13 protein-coding genes are annotated in these 14,458 nt (G+C 71.4%); 3 read left to right on the top strand and 10 right to left on the bottom strand.

Annotation, left to right across the window (positions count from 1 at the left end; genetic code table 11):
* Nucleotides 1-152: 152 nt before the first annotated feature.
* Entirely contained in the window at nucleotides 153-2,870 is a 2,718-nt protein-coding gene (locus J7E88_RS11985) for a SpoIIE family protein phosphatase (protein ID WP_215179930.1), read from the bottom strand.
* A 248-nt stretch (nucleotides 2,871-3,118) separates the two neighbouring features.
* Nucleotides 3,119-3,676 (bottom strand): TetR/AcrR family transcriptional regulator, encoded by a 558-nt coding sequence (locus tag J7E88_RS11980; RefSeq protein WP_215179928.1) that lies wholly within the window; start codon nucleotides 3,674-3,676, stop codon nucleotides 3,119-3,121.
* 125 nt (nucleotides 3,677-3,801) lie between these two features.
* On the opposite strand from J7E88_RS11980, the gene J7E88_RS11975 reads away from it, so the two are divergent.
* Nucleotides 3,802-4,260, top strand: coding sequence for a nuclear transport factor 2 family protein (locus tag J7E88_RS11975; RefSeq protein ID WP_215179926.1), 459 nt, complete (start codon nucleotides 3,802-3,804; stop codon nucleotides 4,258-4,260).
* Between the two features lie 168 nt (nucleotides 4,261-4,428).
* On the opposite strand, the gene J7E88_RS11970 is transcribed toward J7E88_RS11975, so the two are convergent.
* The 5 genes from J7E88_RS11970 to J7E88_RS11950 all read right to left on the bottom strand — a co-directional run bounded on the left by J7E88_RS11970 (nucleotide 4,429) and on the right by J7E88_RS11950 (nucleotide 9,051).
* Entirely contained in the window at nucleotides 4,429-4,911 is a 483-nt protein-coding gene (locus tag J7E88_RS11970) for a hypothetical protein (protein ID WP_215179924.1), read from the bottom strand.
* Nucleotides 4,908-7,376, bottom strand: a complete 2,469-nt coding sequence (locus tag J7E88_RS11965) for a molybdopterin oxidoreductase family protein (RefSeq protein WP_215179921.1) — start codon at nucleotides 7,374-7,376, stop codon at nucleotides 4,908-4,910. The genes J7E88_RS11970 and J7E88_RS11965 overlap by 4 nt, the downstream gene beginning before the upstream one ends.
* A 106-nt stretch (nucleotides 7,377-7,482) precedes the next feature.
* The gene (locus tag J7E88_RS11960) at nucleotides 7,483-8,154 is read right to left on the bottom strand and encodes a phosphoribosyltransferase (RefSeq protein ID WP_215179919.1); all 672 of its coding nucleotides are present in this window, start codon (nucleotides 8,152-8,154) and stop codon (nucleotides 7,483-7,485) included.
* A gap of 30 nt (nucleotides 8,155-8,184) precedes the next feature.
* Nucleotides 8,185-8,712 carry a DUF5709 domain-containing protein gene (locus J7E88_RS11955; protein ID WP_215179917.1) on the bottom strand — a complete coding sequence of 176 codons (528 nt, stop codon included), beginning with the start codon at nucleotides 8,710-8,712 and terminating at the stop codon, nucleotides 8,185-8,187.
* Between the two features lie 108 nt (nucleotides 8,713-8,820).
* Nucleotides 8,821-9,051, bottom strand: coding sequence for a DUF6480 family protein (locus J7E88_RS11950; protein ID WP_215179915.1), 231 nt, complete (start codon nucleotides 9,049-9,051; stop codon nucleotides 8,821-8,823).
* Nucleotides 9,052-9,212: 161 nt separating this feature from the next.
* Between J7E88_RS11950 and J7E88_RS11945 the strand changes: the two genes are divergently transcribed.
* Entirely contained in the window at nucleotides 9,213-9,929 is a 717-nt protein-coding gene (locus tag J7E88_RS11945) for a UdgX family uracil-DNA binding protein (protein ID WP_215179913.1), read from the top strand.
* A 223-nt stretch (nucleotides 9,930-10,152) separates the two neighbouring features.
* Nucleotides 10,153-10,740, top strand: a complete 588-nt coding sequence (locus J7E88_RS11940) for a hypothetical protein (RefSeq protein ID WP_308307476.1) — start codon at nucleotides 10,153-10,155, stop codon at nucleotides 10,738-10,740.
* Nucleotides 10,741-10,935: 195 nt separating this feature from the next.
* Here the strand turns inward: J7E88_RS11940 and J7E88_RS11935 are convergent, their stop codons facing one another.
* The 3 genes from J7E88_RS11935 to asnB form a co-directional block, all read right to left on the bottom strand.
* Nucleotides 10,936-11,649: an SDR family NAD(P)-dependent oxidoreductase gene (locus J7E88_RS11935; RefSeq protein WP_215179910.1), complete on the bottom strand. Its 714-nt coding sequence runs from the start codon at nucleotides 11,647-11,649 to the stop codon at nucleotides 10,936-10,938.
* Nucleotides 11,650-11,667: 18 nt separating this feature from the next.
* A complete protein-coding gene (locus J7E88_RS11930) occupies nucleotides 11,668-12,360 on the bottom strand; it encodes a DsbA family protein (RefSeq protein WP_215179909.1) in 693 nt (230 codons plus the stop codon).
* A gap of 91 nt (nucleotides 12,361-12,451) precedes the next feature.
* Nucleotides 12,452-14,305 (bottom strand): asparagine synthase (glutamine-hydrolyzing), encoded by a 1,854-nt coding sequence (asnB, locus tag J7E88_RS11925; RefSeq protein WP_215179908.1) that lies wholly within the window; start codon nucleotides 14,303-14,305, stop codon nucleotides 12,452-12,454.
* Between the last annotated feature and the right edge of the window lie 153 nt (nucleotides 14,306-14,458).

Raw genomic sequence — 14,458 nt, 5'->3', positions numbered from 1 at the left:
CGTGCATGCCGGGCCCGTTGGTCAACGAGACGGGTGGCGGAGCGGACGTGCGAGCCGGGACCGACCGTGTTCCCGCCGCCCGGGTGATCCCGCCCGGGGCGAATCAGGCGGGCTCAGGCGGCAGTTCGGTGCCGGCGGCCAGCGCACCGCCCCTAGGGCAGGGGTGATCGTCTGTCGCCGTCGACGAGGGCCGGCACACCGGGTGACAGCGGCTGCTCCGCCCAGATCACCTTGCCGTCCGCTGTGTACCGCGTACCCCAGCGGTCCGCGAACTGAGCCACGAGGAACAGCCCCCGACCCCCCTCGTCCGTGGTCGCCGCCTGCCGCAGATGGGGTGAGGTGCTGCTGCTGTCCGACACCTCGCAGATGAGGCTGCGGTCGCGGATCAGCCGTACCTGGATGGGCCCGTCGGCGTAGCGGATCGCATTGGTCACCAGCTCACTGAGGATCAGTTCCGTGGTGAACGCCTCCTCGCCCACGTCCCACTCGGAGAGCTTCAGCGACACCGCGGCCCGTACCCGCCGCACGGCGGCCGGGTCCGGCGGCACGTCCCATTGGGCGACCTGGTCCGACGTCATGACGCGGGTGCGTCCCACCAGTAGGGCGATGTCGTCGCGCGGGCGCTCTGGGAGCAGTGCCGCGAGGACTGCCTCGCACGTCTCGTCGGGCGTGCGGCCGCCGTTGTGCTCCAGAGTGTGGCGCAGCAACTCCAGGCCCTGGTCGATCTCCCGCTCACGGTCCTCGATGAGCCCGTCGGTGTACAGGACCAGCCGGCTGTCGGCGGCCAGCCGCAGTTCCAGCGTCTCGAACGGCATGCCGCCGAGCCCCAGCGGTGGACCGCCCGGCACATCGGCGAACTCGGCCGTTCCGTCCGGGTGGACGATCGCGGGCTGGAGATGGCCGGCCCGCGCGATGCTGCAGTTCCCGGAGACCGGATCGTAGATCGCGTAGATGCAGGTGGCACCGGTGACCGAGGCGTCCACGCAGTCGTCCGCCTCGTCCTGGTCGATACGGGCCACCAGTTCGTCGAGATGCCACAGCAGTTCGTCCGGCGGCAGATCCAGGCTGGAGAAGTTGTGCACGGCGGTGCGCAGCCGCCCCATGGTCGCCGCGGCGTGCAGTCCGTGCCCGACCACGTCCCCGACGACCAGCGCCACGCGCGCCCCCGGCAGCGGAATGATGTCGAACCAGTCGCCGCCCACGCCGCCGAGGCCCCCCAGCCCGGCCTGCGCCGGGCGGTAGCGGTACGCCACGTCCAGCGCGGTCTGTTCGGGCAGGACCCGGGGCAGCAGGCTGCGCTGCAGCGTCACGGCCATCGTGTGTTCGCGGGAGTAGCGCCGGGCGTTGTCGACACTCACCGCGGCACGGGCCACCAGTTCCTCCGCGAGCGAGAGGTCCTCGTCCTCGAACGGCTCCGGTGTCCGGGCCCGCCAGAACATGGCGACGCCCAGCACCACGCCCCTCGCCCGCACCGGCACCGCGATCATGGAGTGCATCCCGTACTCGACCAGTTTCGGCGCGCGCACCGGGTCCTGCTCCTGCCAGCCGGAGAACGTGCTCAGATCCGTCTCCAGGACGGCCTCGCCCTTGCCGAGGCCCGAACCGAGCGGCGTCGTGCGCAGGAAGCGGATCGCATGGCCGAGCGGGTACAGCGCCGCGTCGTCGGGGCCGCTGAACGCCGTGCGCCGCATGTCGACGTCCACCCCGGTGGCCGTCGGCTCCTCGCCGCGCAGCACGGCCTCCGCCAGGTCGACGGTGGCGAAGTCGGCGAACCGGGCGGCGGCGAACTCGCACAACTCCTCGCAGGTGCGCACCACGTCGAGCGTGGTGCCGATCTCCGTGCCGGCGTCGTACAGCAACTTCAGCCGGCCCCGCGCCACATCGACCCGGCCGGTGAGTGCCTGAAGCTCCGTGGTGTCCCTGAACGTCGCGACCGTGCCGGGCGGCCCACCCGCCTGGTCCGTCGTCCGCTGGTTGACGGCGAGCAGCCGGTCGCCGACCGGGATGATCTCGTCGGTGGCGATGCGGCCGGTGGACAGCAGGCGTGCGGTGTGCGAATCGAGTCCGAGCTCGCCGACCGGGGCACCGTCCACATCGGCCGGCAGGTCCAGCAGCCTGCGCGCCTCGTCGTTGGCGAGCAGCAGCCGGCCGTCCCCGCCGATGATGACGACGCCTTCGCGGACCGCGTGCAGGACGGCGTCGTGATGTTCGTACATGCGAGTCATCTCGGCCGGCCCCAGGCCGTGGGTCTGGCGGCGCAGCCTGCGGGTGACCAGAGCGGTGCCGCCGGTCGTCAGCAGCAGGACCCCGGCCGCAGAGCCGAACAGGAGGGGGAACTGGTCCTCAACGACGCCGCTGACGTTTTCGATGGTGATACCCGCGGACACCAGACCGACGATCCTGCCGTCGCTCGCCCTGACCGGGACGACGGCCTGGACGAGGGGCCCGATCGTCCCGATGATCTTCTCGGTGACGATACGGCCTTCCAGCGCGGGCGCGTAGTTGCCGACGAACTTCTTGCCGATGCGGTCGGTGAAAGGGTGGGTGTAGCGGATGCCCTCGGTGTTGAGGACGACGATGAAGTCGACCCCGGAGCGCTCGCGGGCCTCTTCGGCGCGTGGCTGGAGCACGGCGGTAGGGTTCGGGCCGGTGATGGCCTCGGCGGTGCCGGGCGCGTTCGCGAAGGTCTCGGCCACGGCGACCGACCGGTTGCGGGCCTCCCGTTCACTGTCGGTGCGGGACTGGAGCACGAGCGCCGCCATGGCTGCGGCGACGAGCAACACCACGATCGCCACCTGCAGGAGAAAGACCTGACCTGCGACAGTTCTCATCCGCAGAACCGAGCGCGTCCGGCCGTAGCGTCCGGCCATATGCTCTTTCTACACCTCCCGCATAAGCTGGGCGAACCGCGTAGGGCGGATCGAAGCCCCCGCGTTCACGTGCCTCGGCCGCGGGTTGCTCAAGCATGCCAACCAGGCCGGTGTTGACCAAGGTCTTCGCACAACTCGGTCTCCACGGGCCCTGGCAGGGCCCGTTGGGGCGGGCGGTATGAGCGGCTGTGTCATGGTACGGCTGTTCCTCGGCAGCCCCGACCGACCCCGGCCGGACCCGCCCGACTTCAGCCGGCCTCGGCGGCGACGAGGCGGGCCGCGGCCTGCCGGGCGTGCAGCGCGGCGTGCGGGTCGCCGAGGATCCCGGCCGTCGCCATCGCACCCTCGGCGAGCAGCCGCAGGTGTTCCGCGGTGTCGGCGGGCAGGCCCGCGGCGCTCACCAGCTCCGCCAGATAGTCCTTGAACGCCTGTTTGTGCGCCCTGGCCCGGGCGGCCACCGCGGGCGAGGTCGCGCCGAGCTCCCCGTAGCCGTTGATCCACGCACAGCCGCGGAAACCGGGCTCGCGGAACCATGCGTACAGCCAGTCGAAGACCGCCAGCAGTCGCTCCGCGGGTTCCGCGGAGCGCTCGACATGGTCGGCGAGGCTTCGGCGCCAGCGGAGGTCGCGCCGCTCCAGGTAGGCGTCGACGAGCTGTTCCTTGTTGGGGAAGAGCTGGTACAGGCGCTTGAGGGAAACCCCGGACGCGGTGCGGATCGCGTCCATGCCGACCGCCTGGATGCCCCGCGAGTAGAACAGCTCCTCGGCCGCGTCCAGGGCGCGTTGCCTGGCGGTCGCGCTGTCCATGCCGACTCCCCCTCCTTGACGCGAGAACCATCGTTCTCTAGGTTAGCAGCACCGATGGAGAACGTTGGTTCTCCCTTGGTGCGGCGCCTCGATCGCGGGGCGCCGTGCACCCCGATGGAGGAGTCATGACCGCACGCCCCCCGCTGCCGCCCTTCACCGCCGAGACGGCGGCCCTGAAGGTCCAGGCGGCCGAGGACGCCTGGAACACCCGCGACCCGCACCGGGTCTCGCTCGCGTACACACACGACTCTCTCTGGCGCAACCGGGACGTCTTCGTCACCGGGCGCGAGGCGATCGTCGACTTCCTGACGAGGAAATGGGAGCGGGAGAGCGACTACGCGCTGCGCAAGGAACTGTGGGCGTACGACGGCAACCGGATCGCCGTCCGCTTCCAGTACGAGAGCCGCGACGCCGGCGGCCGGTGGTGGCGGTCCTACGGCAACGAACTGTGGGAGTTCGACGCGGCGGGTCTGATGGCGCGCAGGGAGGCGAGCATCAACGACGTCGCCATCACCGAGGAGGAACGGCGCATCTTCGGCCCCCGGCCCGCCGCCGAGCACGGTGTGCCCTTCCCCCTCGCCTAGTGCCGCGGCAGGCACAGTCTGCCCGTCGAGGAGCGTCGTCCGGTGCTGGGGGCGCCTCCGCGCACGCAGGTCTACGGGGGCACCTCCCGCGCCGGAGGCCGCGCGGGGAACAGGGCGGCGTGACAAGGCAAGAGCCTGCCGCGAGGTCACCGGAGTCCCGCCAGGGGCCTACGCCAGCAGGATCTGCGGACTCGCCTCCTTCAGCATCGCCCTCGCCCAGCGCACCTGGCGCAGCGTGTCGGGACGGCAGGTGGCGGCCAGCCGCAGCAGGTCCTGGTCGTCGAGCGCCTGCGCGCCCTGCGCCAGCATCTCCCAGTCGGTCAGCACTCCCGTCGCGTCCGTGCACACCTTCCGCAGATCGCGCAGCAGCGCCAGCTCCCCCTGCCCGTGACGGCCCGCGAGCTCGCTCGCCCTCTCCCGCATCTTCGCCACCGCCGAGATCTCGCCCTTCGCGACCGCGTCGAGGTCGGCGCCGTACGCCGGTCCCGCCTCTGCCAGCGCCCGTACGTGCTGGTGGGACCAGCCCGCCAGATCACGGGCCAGGTGATACACCTCGTGGTCCGCGCGATGGCGCTCGGACACCACCATCAGATGGTGCGCCAGGGCATTCTCGTCGTGGTGCAGATCGCGCAGCAGCAGACCGATCCTCATGGTGTGCCTCCCTCGTCGCCCGCCGGCGGGCCGGCCTCCTCCACCTGGGCCGCGGGGCCGCCGCGCGTCGGCGCGATGCCGCCGGTCACGGGAGCGGAGGCGGTGTTCGTCGGAACGGTCTGCGCACCGCTGCCCGCGCCGATGCGCCGGATACGGGCGGCGGCCGTCTTGAACAGCGGCTGTTTGGACGCCGGATCCCAGTCGGTGAGGGTCAGTTCGTTCGCCGCCCTCGGCGGCCGGCCCGCACCGCGCCCGTCACCGTCGTCCCAGTAGCCGTAGTGGAACGGCAGGAAGAGCACCCCCTCCCTGATCGCCGTGATCCGCGCCCGGGCCCGCACACTGCCGCGCGGGGTCGTCGCCTCGACCAGATCGCCCTCGGCGATGCCGGCGGCCTCGGCGTCCCGCCGCGAGAGCTCGATCCACATCTGCGGTGCGGCCGCCTGCAGTTGCGGGGTGCGGGCCGTCTTGGTGCGCGTGTGGAAGTGGTACAGCGTCCGGCCCGTCGTCAGCAGATACGGATACTCGGCTGACGTCTGCTCGTGCGGCGGCAGGTACTCCGCCGCCTTGACCATGGCCTTCCCCGACGGATTGAGGGCGCGGTACTCGGATTCCTCCAGCGGCGCGCCCGTGACGAGATCCCGGCCGTAGCTCTCGCAGGACGTGGGGTGGCTGAAGAACCGGCCGTCGGCGAAGAGCCGTTCGGTGCCGTCGGGGTGCTCGTCGTCACATGGCCACTGGATGCCGCCGTGCTCGCGCAGCCGGTCGTAGGTGATGCCCGTGTAGTCGCACGGCCGTCCCCGGCTGCACTCCTGCCACGCCTCGAACGCCGACTCGGGATCGTGCCATGTCACCAGCGGGCCGCCGTCCTTGTCCCGAAGGTCCAGGCGTGCGGCGTAGTCGAGGAAGATGTCCAGGTCGGACCGTGCGTCCCCGGGTGGATCGACCGCCTTGTCGGACAGATGGACGGTGCGGTCGGCATTGGTGAACGTGCCCGTCTTCTCACCCCACGCGGCGGCCGGCAGGACGACGTCCGCCAGCTGGGCCGTCTCCGTCAGGAAGATGTCCTGCACCACGAGGAACAGCCGCTTCTGCCCCAGCACCCCCCGCATGCGGTGCAGTTCGGGCAGGGACACCGCCGGGTTGGTGCCCGACACCCACAGCATGCGGATCGAGCCGTTCTCCGTGTAGCGCATCATCTGCATGGCATGCGTGGGCGGGCCGTAGTGCGGGATGCGTTCCGGCGCGACGTTCCAGACCCGTGCCAGGTCGGCGACGTGCTCGTCGTTGCTCCAGTTGCGAAAACCGGGCAGGTCGCCGTCCGCGCCGCACTCACGTGTGTTCTGCGCCGTCGGCTGTCCGTTCATCTGCAGCACACCGCAGCCGGGCCGCCCCAGCATGCCGCGGATCAGATGCAGATTGTTGACCTGGATCGCGGCGGCCGTCGCCTGATGCGACTGGTAGAACCCCTGCAGAACCGTCGACAGCAACCGCTCGGCAGCGCCCAGCAGTTGGGCGGCCTGCCGGATGTCGTCGGCCGGAACCCCGCAGATCTCGGCCGCCCGCTCCGGCGGGTACTCCACGACGCACCTCTCCAGGTCCTCGAAGCCGACCACGTGCGCGTCGATGAAGTCGCGGTCGATGCGGCCCGTCCGCACGATCACATGCAGCAGTGCGTTCATCAGGGCGACATTCGTGCCCGGCCTCGGCGCCAGATGGACCGTCGCCGCCCGCGCCACCGGAGTGGGCCGCGGATCGACGCAGATCACCGCGGGCGGCTGTGGCCCCGCCAGCCGGTCGAGCACCCTGCTCCACAGGACGGCCTGGCTCTCGGCCATGTTGTGCCCGAACAGGGCGATCACATCGGCGTGGTCGATGTCCGTGTACGAGCCCGGCTGACCGTCGCAGCCGAAGGACGCCTTCAGGGCCTCGGCGGCGGTCGCCGTGCACAGCCGGGTGTTGCCGTCGAGGTGGTTGGTGCCGATCCCGCCGCGCGCGATCAGGGAGAGCGTGTAGTACTCCTCCAGCAGGAGCTGCCCGCTGGTGTAGAACCCGATGGCCGACGCGCCCTGTTCGTCCAGGAGCCGGCGGGTCCGCGCGACCACGCGCGACATCGCCGTGTCCCAGTCGCTCTCCACCAGCTCGCCGCCCTCCCGCACCAGCGGGCGGGTCAGCCGCTCCGGCGAGGCGTTCGCCTGCCAGGCGAACAGGTCCTTGGGGTCGAGCCGTCCGTGGTTGACGCGGTCGTCGGGCCGTCCCCGTACGCCCACGATCCCGCCGTCCTTGACGGCGAGATACAACCCGTCGCCGTTGGAATGCAGCACAGCCGCGCTGGGTACCCAGCGCTCCACGTCGTCGGCGCCGACGCCGTCGGCGAGATGCGAGTCGACCCGCACCGGCCATGTCTCTCCACGGCCGTAGGGCGTGCGGGTGCCCCAGGGCTCGGCGATGCGGTCCGTACGCTTCATGCGGGCCTCCTCGGGCTCACGCCACCGGAAAACATCCGTCCGTGTCCGCCTGCCCCGCCCGTCGCACGGGGCGGGGCGTCACCGCGGCCCGGGCCACGCGGGCGGGTCATCGTGCGGAAGCCCGCGGCCCGGCGGACGTCGCGGCGCGCAGGATGCCGATCACTTCCTCGTCGCTGACCTGGCCGAAGTCCTCGTACCACTGCGCCACCGAATGGAACGCCTCCGGCGTGTGCAGGCACACGAGGTCGTCGACCTCGGCCCTGAGCACGGCGGCCGACTCCTTCGAGCACACCGGCACCGCGAGCACGATCTCCGCCGGGTCCATGCCCCGCACCACGTGCACCGCCGCCCGTGCGGTGACGCCCGTGGCCAGGCCGTCGGCGACGACGACGGCCGTGCGCTCGTGCAGGGCGGGAGCAGGACGCCGGCCCCGGTAGAGGTCCTCGCACCGGTGGAGCTCGGTGCGCTCCGCGGCGACCTGCGCGCCGAGGCGGTCGGCTGTCAGATCGAGCATGGCCATGGTCCGCGCGTCGAACAGCGGAGGATCCTCGCCGGCCAGCGCTCCGACCCCGAGCTCCGGGTTGAACGGGGCACCGATCTTGCGGGCCACGACGACGTCCAACGGCGCGCCCAGCGCCCGGGCGATCTCATCCGCCACCGGCACGCCGCCGCGCGGCAACGCCAGCACATAAGGGGCACGCAGCCGCTCCTCGCGCAGCCTCTCGACAAGCAGCGCAGCAAGTTCCCGTCCGGCCGCCCTGCGGTCACGGAAACGCATGGATGTGCCTCATTCCCGGTTGGCTCCCCACTACCCGGAGGCCTCCGTCTCCTCGTCGGCGCCCAGCCGCTCGTCCGGCGTGACGTACATCGCCGCCTCCTCGGCGGAGGCGGCACCGCCGTCGATACCGACGTCGCGGGCGACCACGTGGCTGGGTCGGCGCGGTGCGGGGTCCTCGGTGGCAGCCAGCCGCCCCGCTCGTTCCTCACCGGCCAATTCGTCGACCGGCTCGCCGTCGCCGTTCGCGAGGTCCCCGATGCCGTTGCCCTCCGGCGGAGCCACGTCCGGCGTCTCCTGGGCGAGCCGCTCGTCCAGCGTCTCGCCGGTCTGCTGCTCCTCGCCCGTGGTGCCGTGCCGGCCGACGACGTAGGGGCGCTCCGGCGGGGAGTAGCCCTCGGCCATCATGTCGTCCAGGTCGGGCTCATCGATCGCGTTCTGCATGTCGAGGTCGTCGCTCGGGCGGTTCTGGACGTCCGAGTGCGTGGGCTGGTACACCTCGTCGCCGCGGGCCTCGTCGCCTTGGGCCTGGTTGTGCTGTTCGGTGGTGCCGTCGGACATGGTGCACTCCCTTCTCGGACGGGTCCCGGACGCCGCCTCCCGGCGCCCGGGGGCACTTGGACGGATGCGCGGAGCCGGTCCTGGGCGCGTCCCGCTGCCCGTCGCGGTTCACAGCGCCACGACGAGGGCGTACGCGAGGAAGAACGCGGCGCACAGGACCACCACGATGCCGATGATGAACAGCGGTCCCTTGGCCCAGCCGCGGGAAAGGTCCTCCCGCGGTCCGGTGCCGGAACCGGCGCTCGACTCGGCGGGCGGTGTCTCGCCCGGCGGCACGCTGCCTCCGGAGTCGAGACCTGGGGTGGTGCGTGGGTCGGGATCAGGGCTGTTGCTGTTCATACGGGGCGAGTGCCCGCAATCGTCCGGATCAACAGCCCGGATTCAGATCATTCGCGGATACGCGGGCGGTGCCACGCGCGCGGGCTGCGCGAGTAGCGGGGGCCTGCCGGGGTAACCGGGCGACAAGGAACGCACCCTCCGCACGGCGGGAGGCGAGAGCCGTGACCACCAGTGAAGAGCCCCGGCTGGGGGAGGGCTACGACGCCGGCCCGTTCGTGCCGCGGCGCGGCGGCCTGCCGACCCTGCGGCGCGCCGCCGCCGGCTGTCAGGGCTGCCCCCTGTTCCGCGATGCGAGCGGCACCGTGTTCGGCGAGGGGACCTCTTCGGCCCGGGTCGTGGTCGTCGGCGAACAGCCGGGCGACCAGGAGGACCGGCTCGGGGAGCCGTTCGTCGGACCGGCGGGCAGGCTGCTGCGCAAGGCCCTGCAGGAAGTGGGCATCGACGAGAGGTCGGCGTACTTCACGAACGCGGTCAAGCACTTCAAGTTCGAGCCCGCGCAGCGCGGCAAACGCCGCATCCACAAGAGCCCCAGTCTGCGTGAGATGACCGCCTGCCGTCCCTGGCTCGCGGCCGAACTGCGCGTGGTGGACCCCGACCTGGTCATGGCGCTGGGCGCGACCGCCGGAAAGGCGCTCCTCGGCGGCACCTTCCGGGTGAGCGAACAGCGCGGCCTGCTGTTGCCGCTGCCGCCGTGGGACGGGCTGGGCCAGATCGACGTCTCGGGTGAGAAGGAAGGGATGCCGCCCGAACGCGCCGCCGAAGAAGGCTGCGTCATCGCCACCGTCCACCCCTCGGCGGTCCTGCGGGCCGACGACCGCGAAGCGGCGTACAAGGGGCTGATCGCCGACCTGCGCGTGGCGGCCGAGGTGCTTGCCTGAGCAGGGGAGGGGCGTACGGTGCGGGCGAGGCCGGCGGCAGGGGCGCGACGGCGGGCGACGGTGGTGAGGCACCGGGCATGGGCGCGACGGCGGGCGGCGGGGGTGAGGCTCCGGGCAGGCGCGCCGATGTCTACGATCTCGCGGTCAGCCGTTCGAACGGCGCGTGCCGTGCCCCCACCCTCGTGCGGGGAGTCGTACTGCGCCCCTCACTGTGAAGGAAGCCGTGTCCGCCGGCGCCACCCAGAAGACCACTGGCGTGGCCCGCCACGTCACGGACGTCCTCCAGCCCCGCAATCTCCTGCTCGCCGGCATGACCGGCATCGGCCTGGCCGCCGCCGGCCACTGGACCGGCATCCTGTGGGGCCTGCTGGGCGCGCTGTGCGCGGGTATCGTCCCCGCCGCCTATATCGAGTGGGAGCGCAGGCGTGGCACATGGGGCGACCGGCACGTCGTGGACCGCGGCCAGCGGGCGCCGATCTTCCTCGTGATCCTCGGCTCGATCGGAACGGGCACGCCCGCGATGGTGCTGGGCCACGCGCCCAGAGGCATCCTTCTCGCCATGGTCGCCCTCTGGGCCATGACCGTCGTCCTGCTGACCGTGAACACCGTCTGGAAGATCAGCGTGGACTCGGCGGTCGCCTCCGCGGTCGTGACACTGACGGCCCTCGTCCACTCGCCGTGGTGGATCGCCGCCTACCCGGTGGCCGTCGCCGTGTGCTGGTCCCGCGTCGCCCTCGGCTACCACACGGCCGCGCAGACGGCGGCAGGCGCGGCCCTCGGCGCCGCCAGCGCCGCGGCGTTCCTGGGTTGAGCGGCACACCGCCTTCAGGCGGTCAGGGGTCCGTGCCGGGGTCCGCCGTCCGGCGGATCAGGGCCCGTCCCGGCTGTCCGGCTGATCAGGCCCGTCCCCGCCGGGCCGGACCCCGGCTGCCGGCGATCGGCCGTCCGCCGCGGGGCGGCCTCGTCCCCGCAGGAACCGGCAGCGACGAGCGGTATGTCGGGAATCTCAGACCACGGTCTTCTTGTCGAGCACCATGTCGTGGCCGATGACGAAGGCGGCCTCGTCGGAACACAGCCACACCACCGTCTCGGCGACCTCCGCGGCGGTCGCCCCGTCGGCGTGGTTCGCCCCCGCCTCGTGCGCCGGCCCGGGGCTGATCGCGTTGATCCGGATGCCCTTGCCGATGTACTCGTGCGCGGCGGTACGGGTCAGCGCGCTCAGCGCCGCCTTCGAAGCCGCGTAGGCGCTCATGCCCACCAGCCGCCCGCTGCTCGCCATGTTGCAGGCGGTGTTCACGATCACTCCGCGACCGCGCGACTCCATGTGTGCGAGTTCGTGCTTCATCGCCATGAAGACCCCCGTGAGATTGGCGGCCAGGATGTCGGCCCACACGTCCTCGGCGATGTCGGCGACGTTGCTGTTCGGCCCGGTGACGGTCGCGTTGTTGAACGCGATGTCCAGCGCGCCGAACCGCTTCACCGCCGCCGCCACCATGCCCGCGGCGGCGGCCGAGCCGCCCTGCGTCATGTCCGCCACGACGCTGTCGGCCTCACCTCCCGCATCGCGGATCAGCTTCAGCGTGCCCGCCAGTTCCTCCGGGTCAGGCCCAGCCACCAGCACGCGTGCGCCCTCCCGGGCGAACGCGATTGCCGCCGCCCGGCAGATGCCGTCGCCGGCTCCCGCTACCAGGGCGACCCTTCCAGCGAATCGTGCGGACATGATCGAGCTCCTCTTTGTCTACTGATCTCGGTGAATCGTGTCGAGCAGTTCATCGGCCCACGCGGTGCTGTAGTCGTCCAGCCGCGGGAGGCCGCCCTCGTAGGGGGATCCCGTCCACGTGAACGTGGCGCCGGGGTTGTGAGAGGCGTATCCGCCGGCCGCGAAGAAGTGCGGGCTGCCCTGGATCCGCGGACCCTGGGCCGTGGCCCACTGCTCGTAGACCTCGGCGCGTCCGCTGCCCCTGGCCAGCGCCGCCGCCAGGGCCTGCGCGTCGACGTGCTCGCACTGCTCGGCGAGGTCGAGGATCACCGCGTGGACGCTGATGCACTTGCTGTCGCCGTAGAAGGCCTTGCGCAGCGCGCTGTCCAGCTCGTCGCTGCCCCGCAGTCCGCCGATCCCGGGCTCCTTGGCGGCCTGGACCGCCTCCAGCGCCGGCAGCGTGGTCACGGGGTAGGCGTGCGCCGGGCCGTTCCACAGCCGCCAGCCGAGCTCGGGCCGGTGCGCGGCGATCGCCTGGACTTCCGGGTCCACGATGAACTTCGGGGTGGGCTCCCGGTTGAACAGCTCCAGCGGGAACGCCTTGTGGTCGATGATCAGTGCAAGCTCCCGCCGCTCGGCGGCGGCGTGCAGGGTGTGCAGGGCGAGGCTCGCCCAGGGGCAGCCGATGTCCGACCAGACGGTCACCGTCGGGGCGGCGGTGTCGTTCACCATGTCCGTTCCTTCACGTCCTTCACGAGTACGGGCTTCATGCGGCCGGGGGGCCGGGCGCGCCGCGCCCGGCCCCCCGGCCGCCGCACGCCGGTCAGAGCTCGACGCGGACGTCGTACTCCGTGACCCAGGTGTTGAACTCGATCAGGCGCTCCAGGACGGCGCGGGCGCTCCACGGACCGCCGACCCCGTAGGAGCCCTCGGGCACGTCGAGGAGCTTGCGGATGTCCGCCTCGGAAACGAGTTGCAGCACCGGGGCGCCCTCGACCAGGAGCGACTCGACCTGCTCGCGCAGAGCCAGTTCGTACTTGCGGTCCTGGGTGGAGGGGTACGGGTTCTTCTTGCGGTCGAGGACCGAGTCCGGCAGCAGACCGCGCATGGAGGCGCGCAGCAGGCTCTTCTCCCGGCCGTCGAAGGTCTTCATCGCCCAGGGGGTGTTGTAGACGTACTCCACGAGGCGGTGGTCGGTGAACGGGACGCGCACCTCCAGGCTGACCGCCATGCTGATCCGGTCCTTGCGGTCCAGCAGGAAGTTCTCCCAGCGGGTCAGGTTGAGGTACGTGACCTCGCGCATCCGCTCTTCGATGCCGCTCTCGCCCTCCAGGCGGGGGACCTCTTCCAGCGCTTCGGTGTAGCGCTCCTTGACGTACTCGGTGAGGCCGAGCTTGTCCCACAGGCCCACCGTCTTCAGCGCGCCGATACCGCCGGCCTGTTCGAAGGGGTGGTGCCACGGGAAGTTGTCCGACTCGACGGCCTCCTTGTCGTGGAACCAGGTGTAGCCGCCGAAGAGTTCGTCGGCCGCCTCGCCGGACAGCGCGACGGTCATCTGCTCCTTGAGCGCGCGGCACAGGATGAGGAGCGAGTACTCCATGTCGCCGGTGGAGACCGGCAGGTCCTGCGCCCGCAGGACGGTGCTGCGCACCTCCGGGTCGAGGATGTCCTCGTTGTCGAGCTCGACGATGATGTGCTCCGCGCCGACCTGCTTGGCGACCTCGACGGCGAACGGGGTGTCCGGGTCGGCCCACTGGACGTTGGCCTCGAAGCGCTCGTCGTGGCCGACGAAGTCCACGGAGAAGGCGCGGATGGGCTGCTCGATGCCCTGCTTGGTGAGGGCCTTGGCGGCGAGCGCGGTCACGGCGCTGGAGTCCAGGCCGCCCGAGAGCAGGGTGCCGACGGTGACGTCGGCGACGAGCTGGCGCTCGACGATGTCCTCGAGCAGGTCGCGCACGGTGGTGATCGTGGCGTCGAGGTCGTCGGTGTGGGGCTGGGCCTTCAGCTCCCAGTAGGTGCTCTCGCTGCGGCCTTCGCGGGTGAAGCGGACGATCGTGGCCGGCTTGACCTCGTGCATGCCCTTGTAGACGGCGTGCCCGGGGGTCTTGACGATGCTGAAGATCTCCTTGAGGCCCTCGGCGTCGACGACGGCCTCGGCCTCGTCGTGGGCCAGGATCGCCTTGGGCTCGGAGCCGAAGAGCACACCGTCGGCGGTCGGGTAGTAGTAGAGCGGCTTGACGCCCATCCGGTCGCGGATGAGGAGCAGTTCCTCGGTGCGCGGGTCCCAGATGGCGAAGGCGTATATGCCGTTGAGGCGTTCGGCGAAGTCGGCGCCCCACTCGACGTAGGCGCGCAGGACGACCTCGGTGTCGCTGGTGGTGCGGAACTCGTGGCCCAGACCGCGCAGTTCCTCGCGCAGCTCCTGGAAGTTGTACACCTCGCCGGTGTACGTGATCACCGGCTGCGTATCGTCGTCGGCGTCGGCGACCATGGGCTGCTTTCCGCCCTCGAGGTCGATGATCGCGAGGCGGCGGTGGCCGAGGATCGCGTGGGTCGAGGTCCACAGCCCACCCGCGTCCGGGCCGCGGCACTCCATGGTGCCTGTCATGGCCGACGCGGTATCGGTGTGCGCCGTCAGATCGCGCTGGAAGCTAACCCATCCGGCAAGGCCGCACATAGGTGATCGGTTCCTCTCGTCAAGGGGAGGCCGGGCCAGGTTCCTTGGCCGACTGGCATGAATGTGCTGCACGGCGGAAGGACCGGTCCATCGGCGCCGGTTCACTTCGTCAGGTGACCGGGACCTCTTCGGATCCGCGGCACCTGACGAAGT

Origin of the sequence: Streptomyces sp. ISL-10, assembly GCF_018614575.1 — a bacterium.
Taxonomy (GTDB): domain Bacteria; phylum Actinomycetota; class Actinomycetes; order Streptomycetales; family Streptomycetaceae; genus Streptomyces.
Note: the sequence above shows the minus strand (reverse complement) of the source record. Positions and strands in the feature narration are given on the sequence as shown.

Excerpts from the sequence above, each read along its gene's own strand:
- J7E88_RS11980 (WP_215179928.1), bottom strand. The coding sequence starts at position 3,676 with ATGGACAGCGCGACCGCCAGGCAACGCGCCCTGGACGCGGCCGAGGAG.
- J7E88_RS11970 (WP_215179924.1), bottom strand. The coding sequence starts at position 4,911 with ATGAGGATCGGTCTGCTGCTGCGCGATCTGCACCACGACGAGAATGCC.
- asnB (WP_215179908.1), bottom strand. The coding sequence starts at position 14,305 with ATGTGCGGCCTTGCCGGATGGGTTAGCTTCCAGCGCGATCTGACGGCG.
- J7E88_RS11930 (WP_215179909.1), bottom strand. The coding sequence starts at position 12,360 with ATGGTGAACGACACCGCCGCCCCGACGGTGACCGTCTGGTCGGACATC.
- J7E88_RS11960 (WP_215179919.1), bottom strand. The coding sequence starts at position 8,154 with ATGCGTTTCCGTGACCGCAGGGCGGCCGGACGGGAACTTGCTGCGCTG.
- J7E88_RS11935 (WP_215179910.1), bottom strand. The coding sequence starts at position 11,649 with ATGTCCGCACGATTCGCTGGAAGGGTCGCCCTGGTAGCGGGAGCCGGC.
- J7E88_RS11975 (WP_215179926.1), top strand. The coding sequence starts at position 3,802 with ATGACCGCACGCCCCCCGCTGCCGCCCTTCACCGCCGAGACGGCGGCC.
- J7E88_RS11955 (WP_215179917.1), bottom strand. The coding sequence starts at position 8,712 with ATGTCCGACGGCACCACCGAACAGCACAACCAGGCCCAAGGCGACGAG.
- J7E88_RS11950 (WP_215179915.1), bottom strand. The coding sequence starts at position 9,051 with ATGAACAGCAACAGCCCTGATCCCGACCCACGCACCACCCCAGGTCTC.
- J7E88_RS11965 (WP_215179921.1), bottom strand. The coding sequence starts at position 7,376 with ATGAAGCGTACGGACCGCATCGCCGAGCCCTGGGGCACCCGCACGCCC.
- J7E88_RS11985 (WP_215179930.1), bottom strand. The coding sequence starts at position 2,870 with ATGGCCGGACGCTACGGCCGGACGCGCTCGGTTCTGCGGATGAGAACT.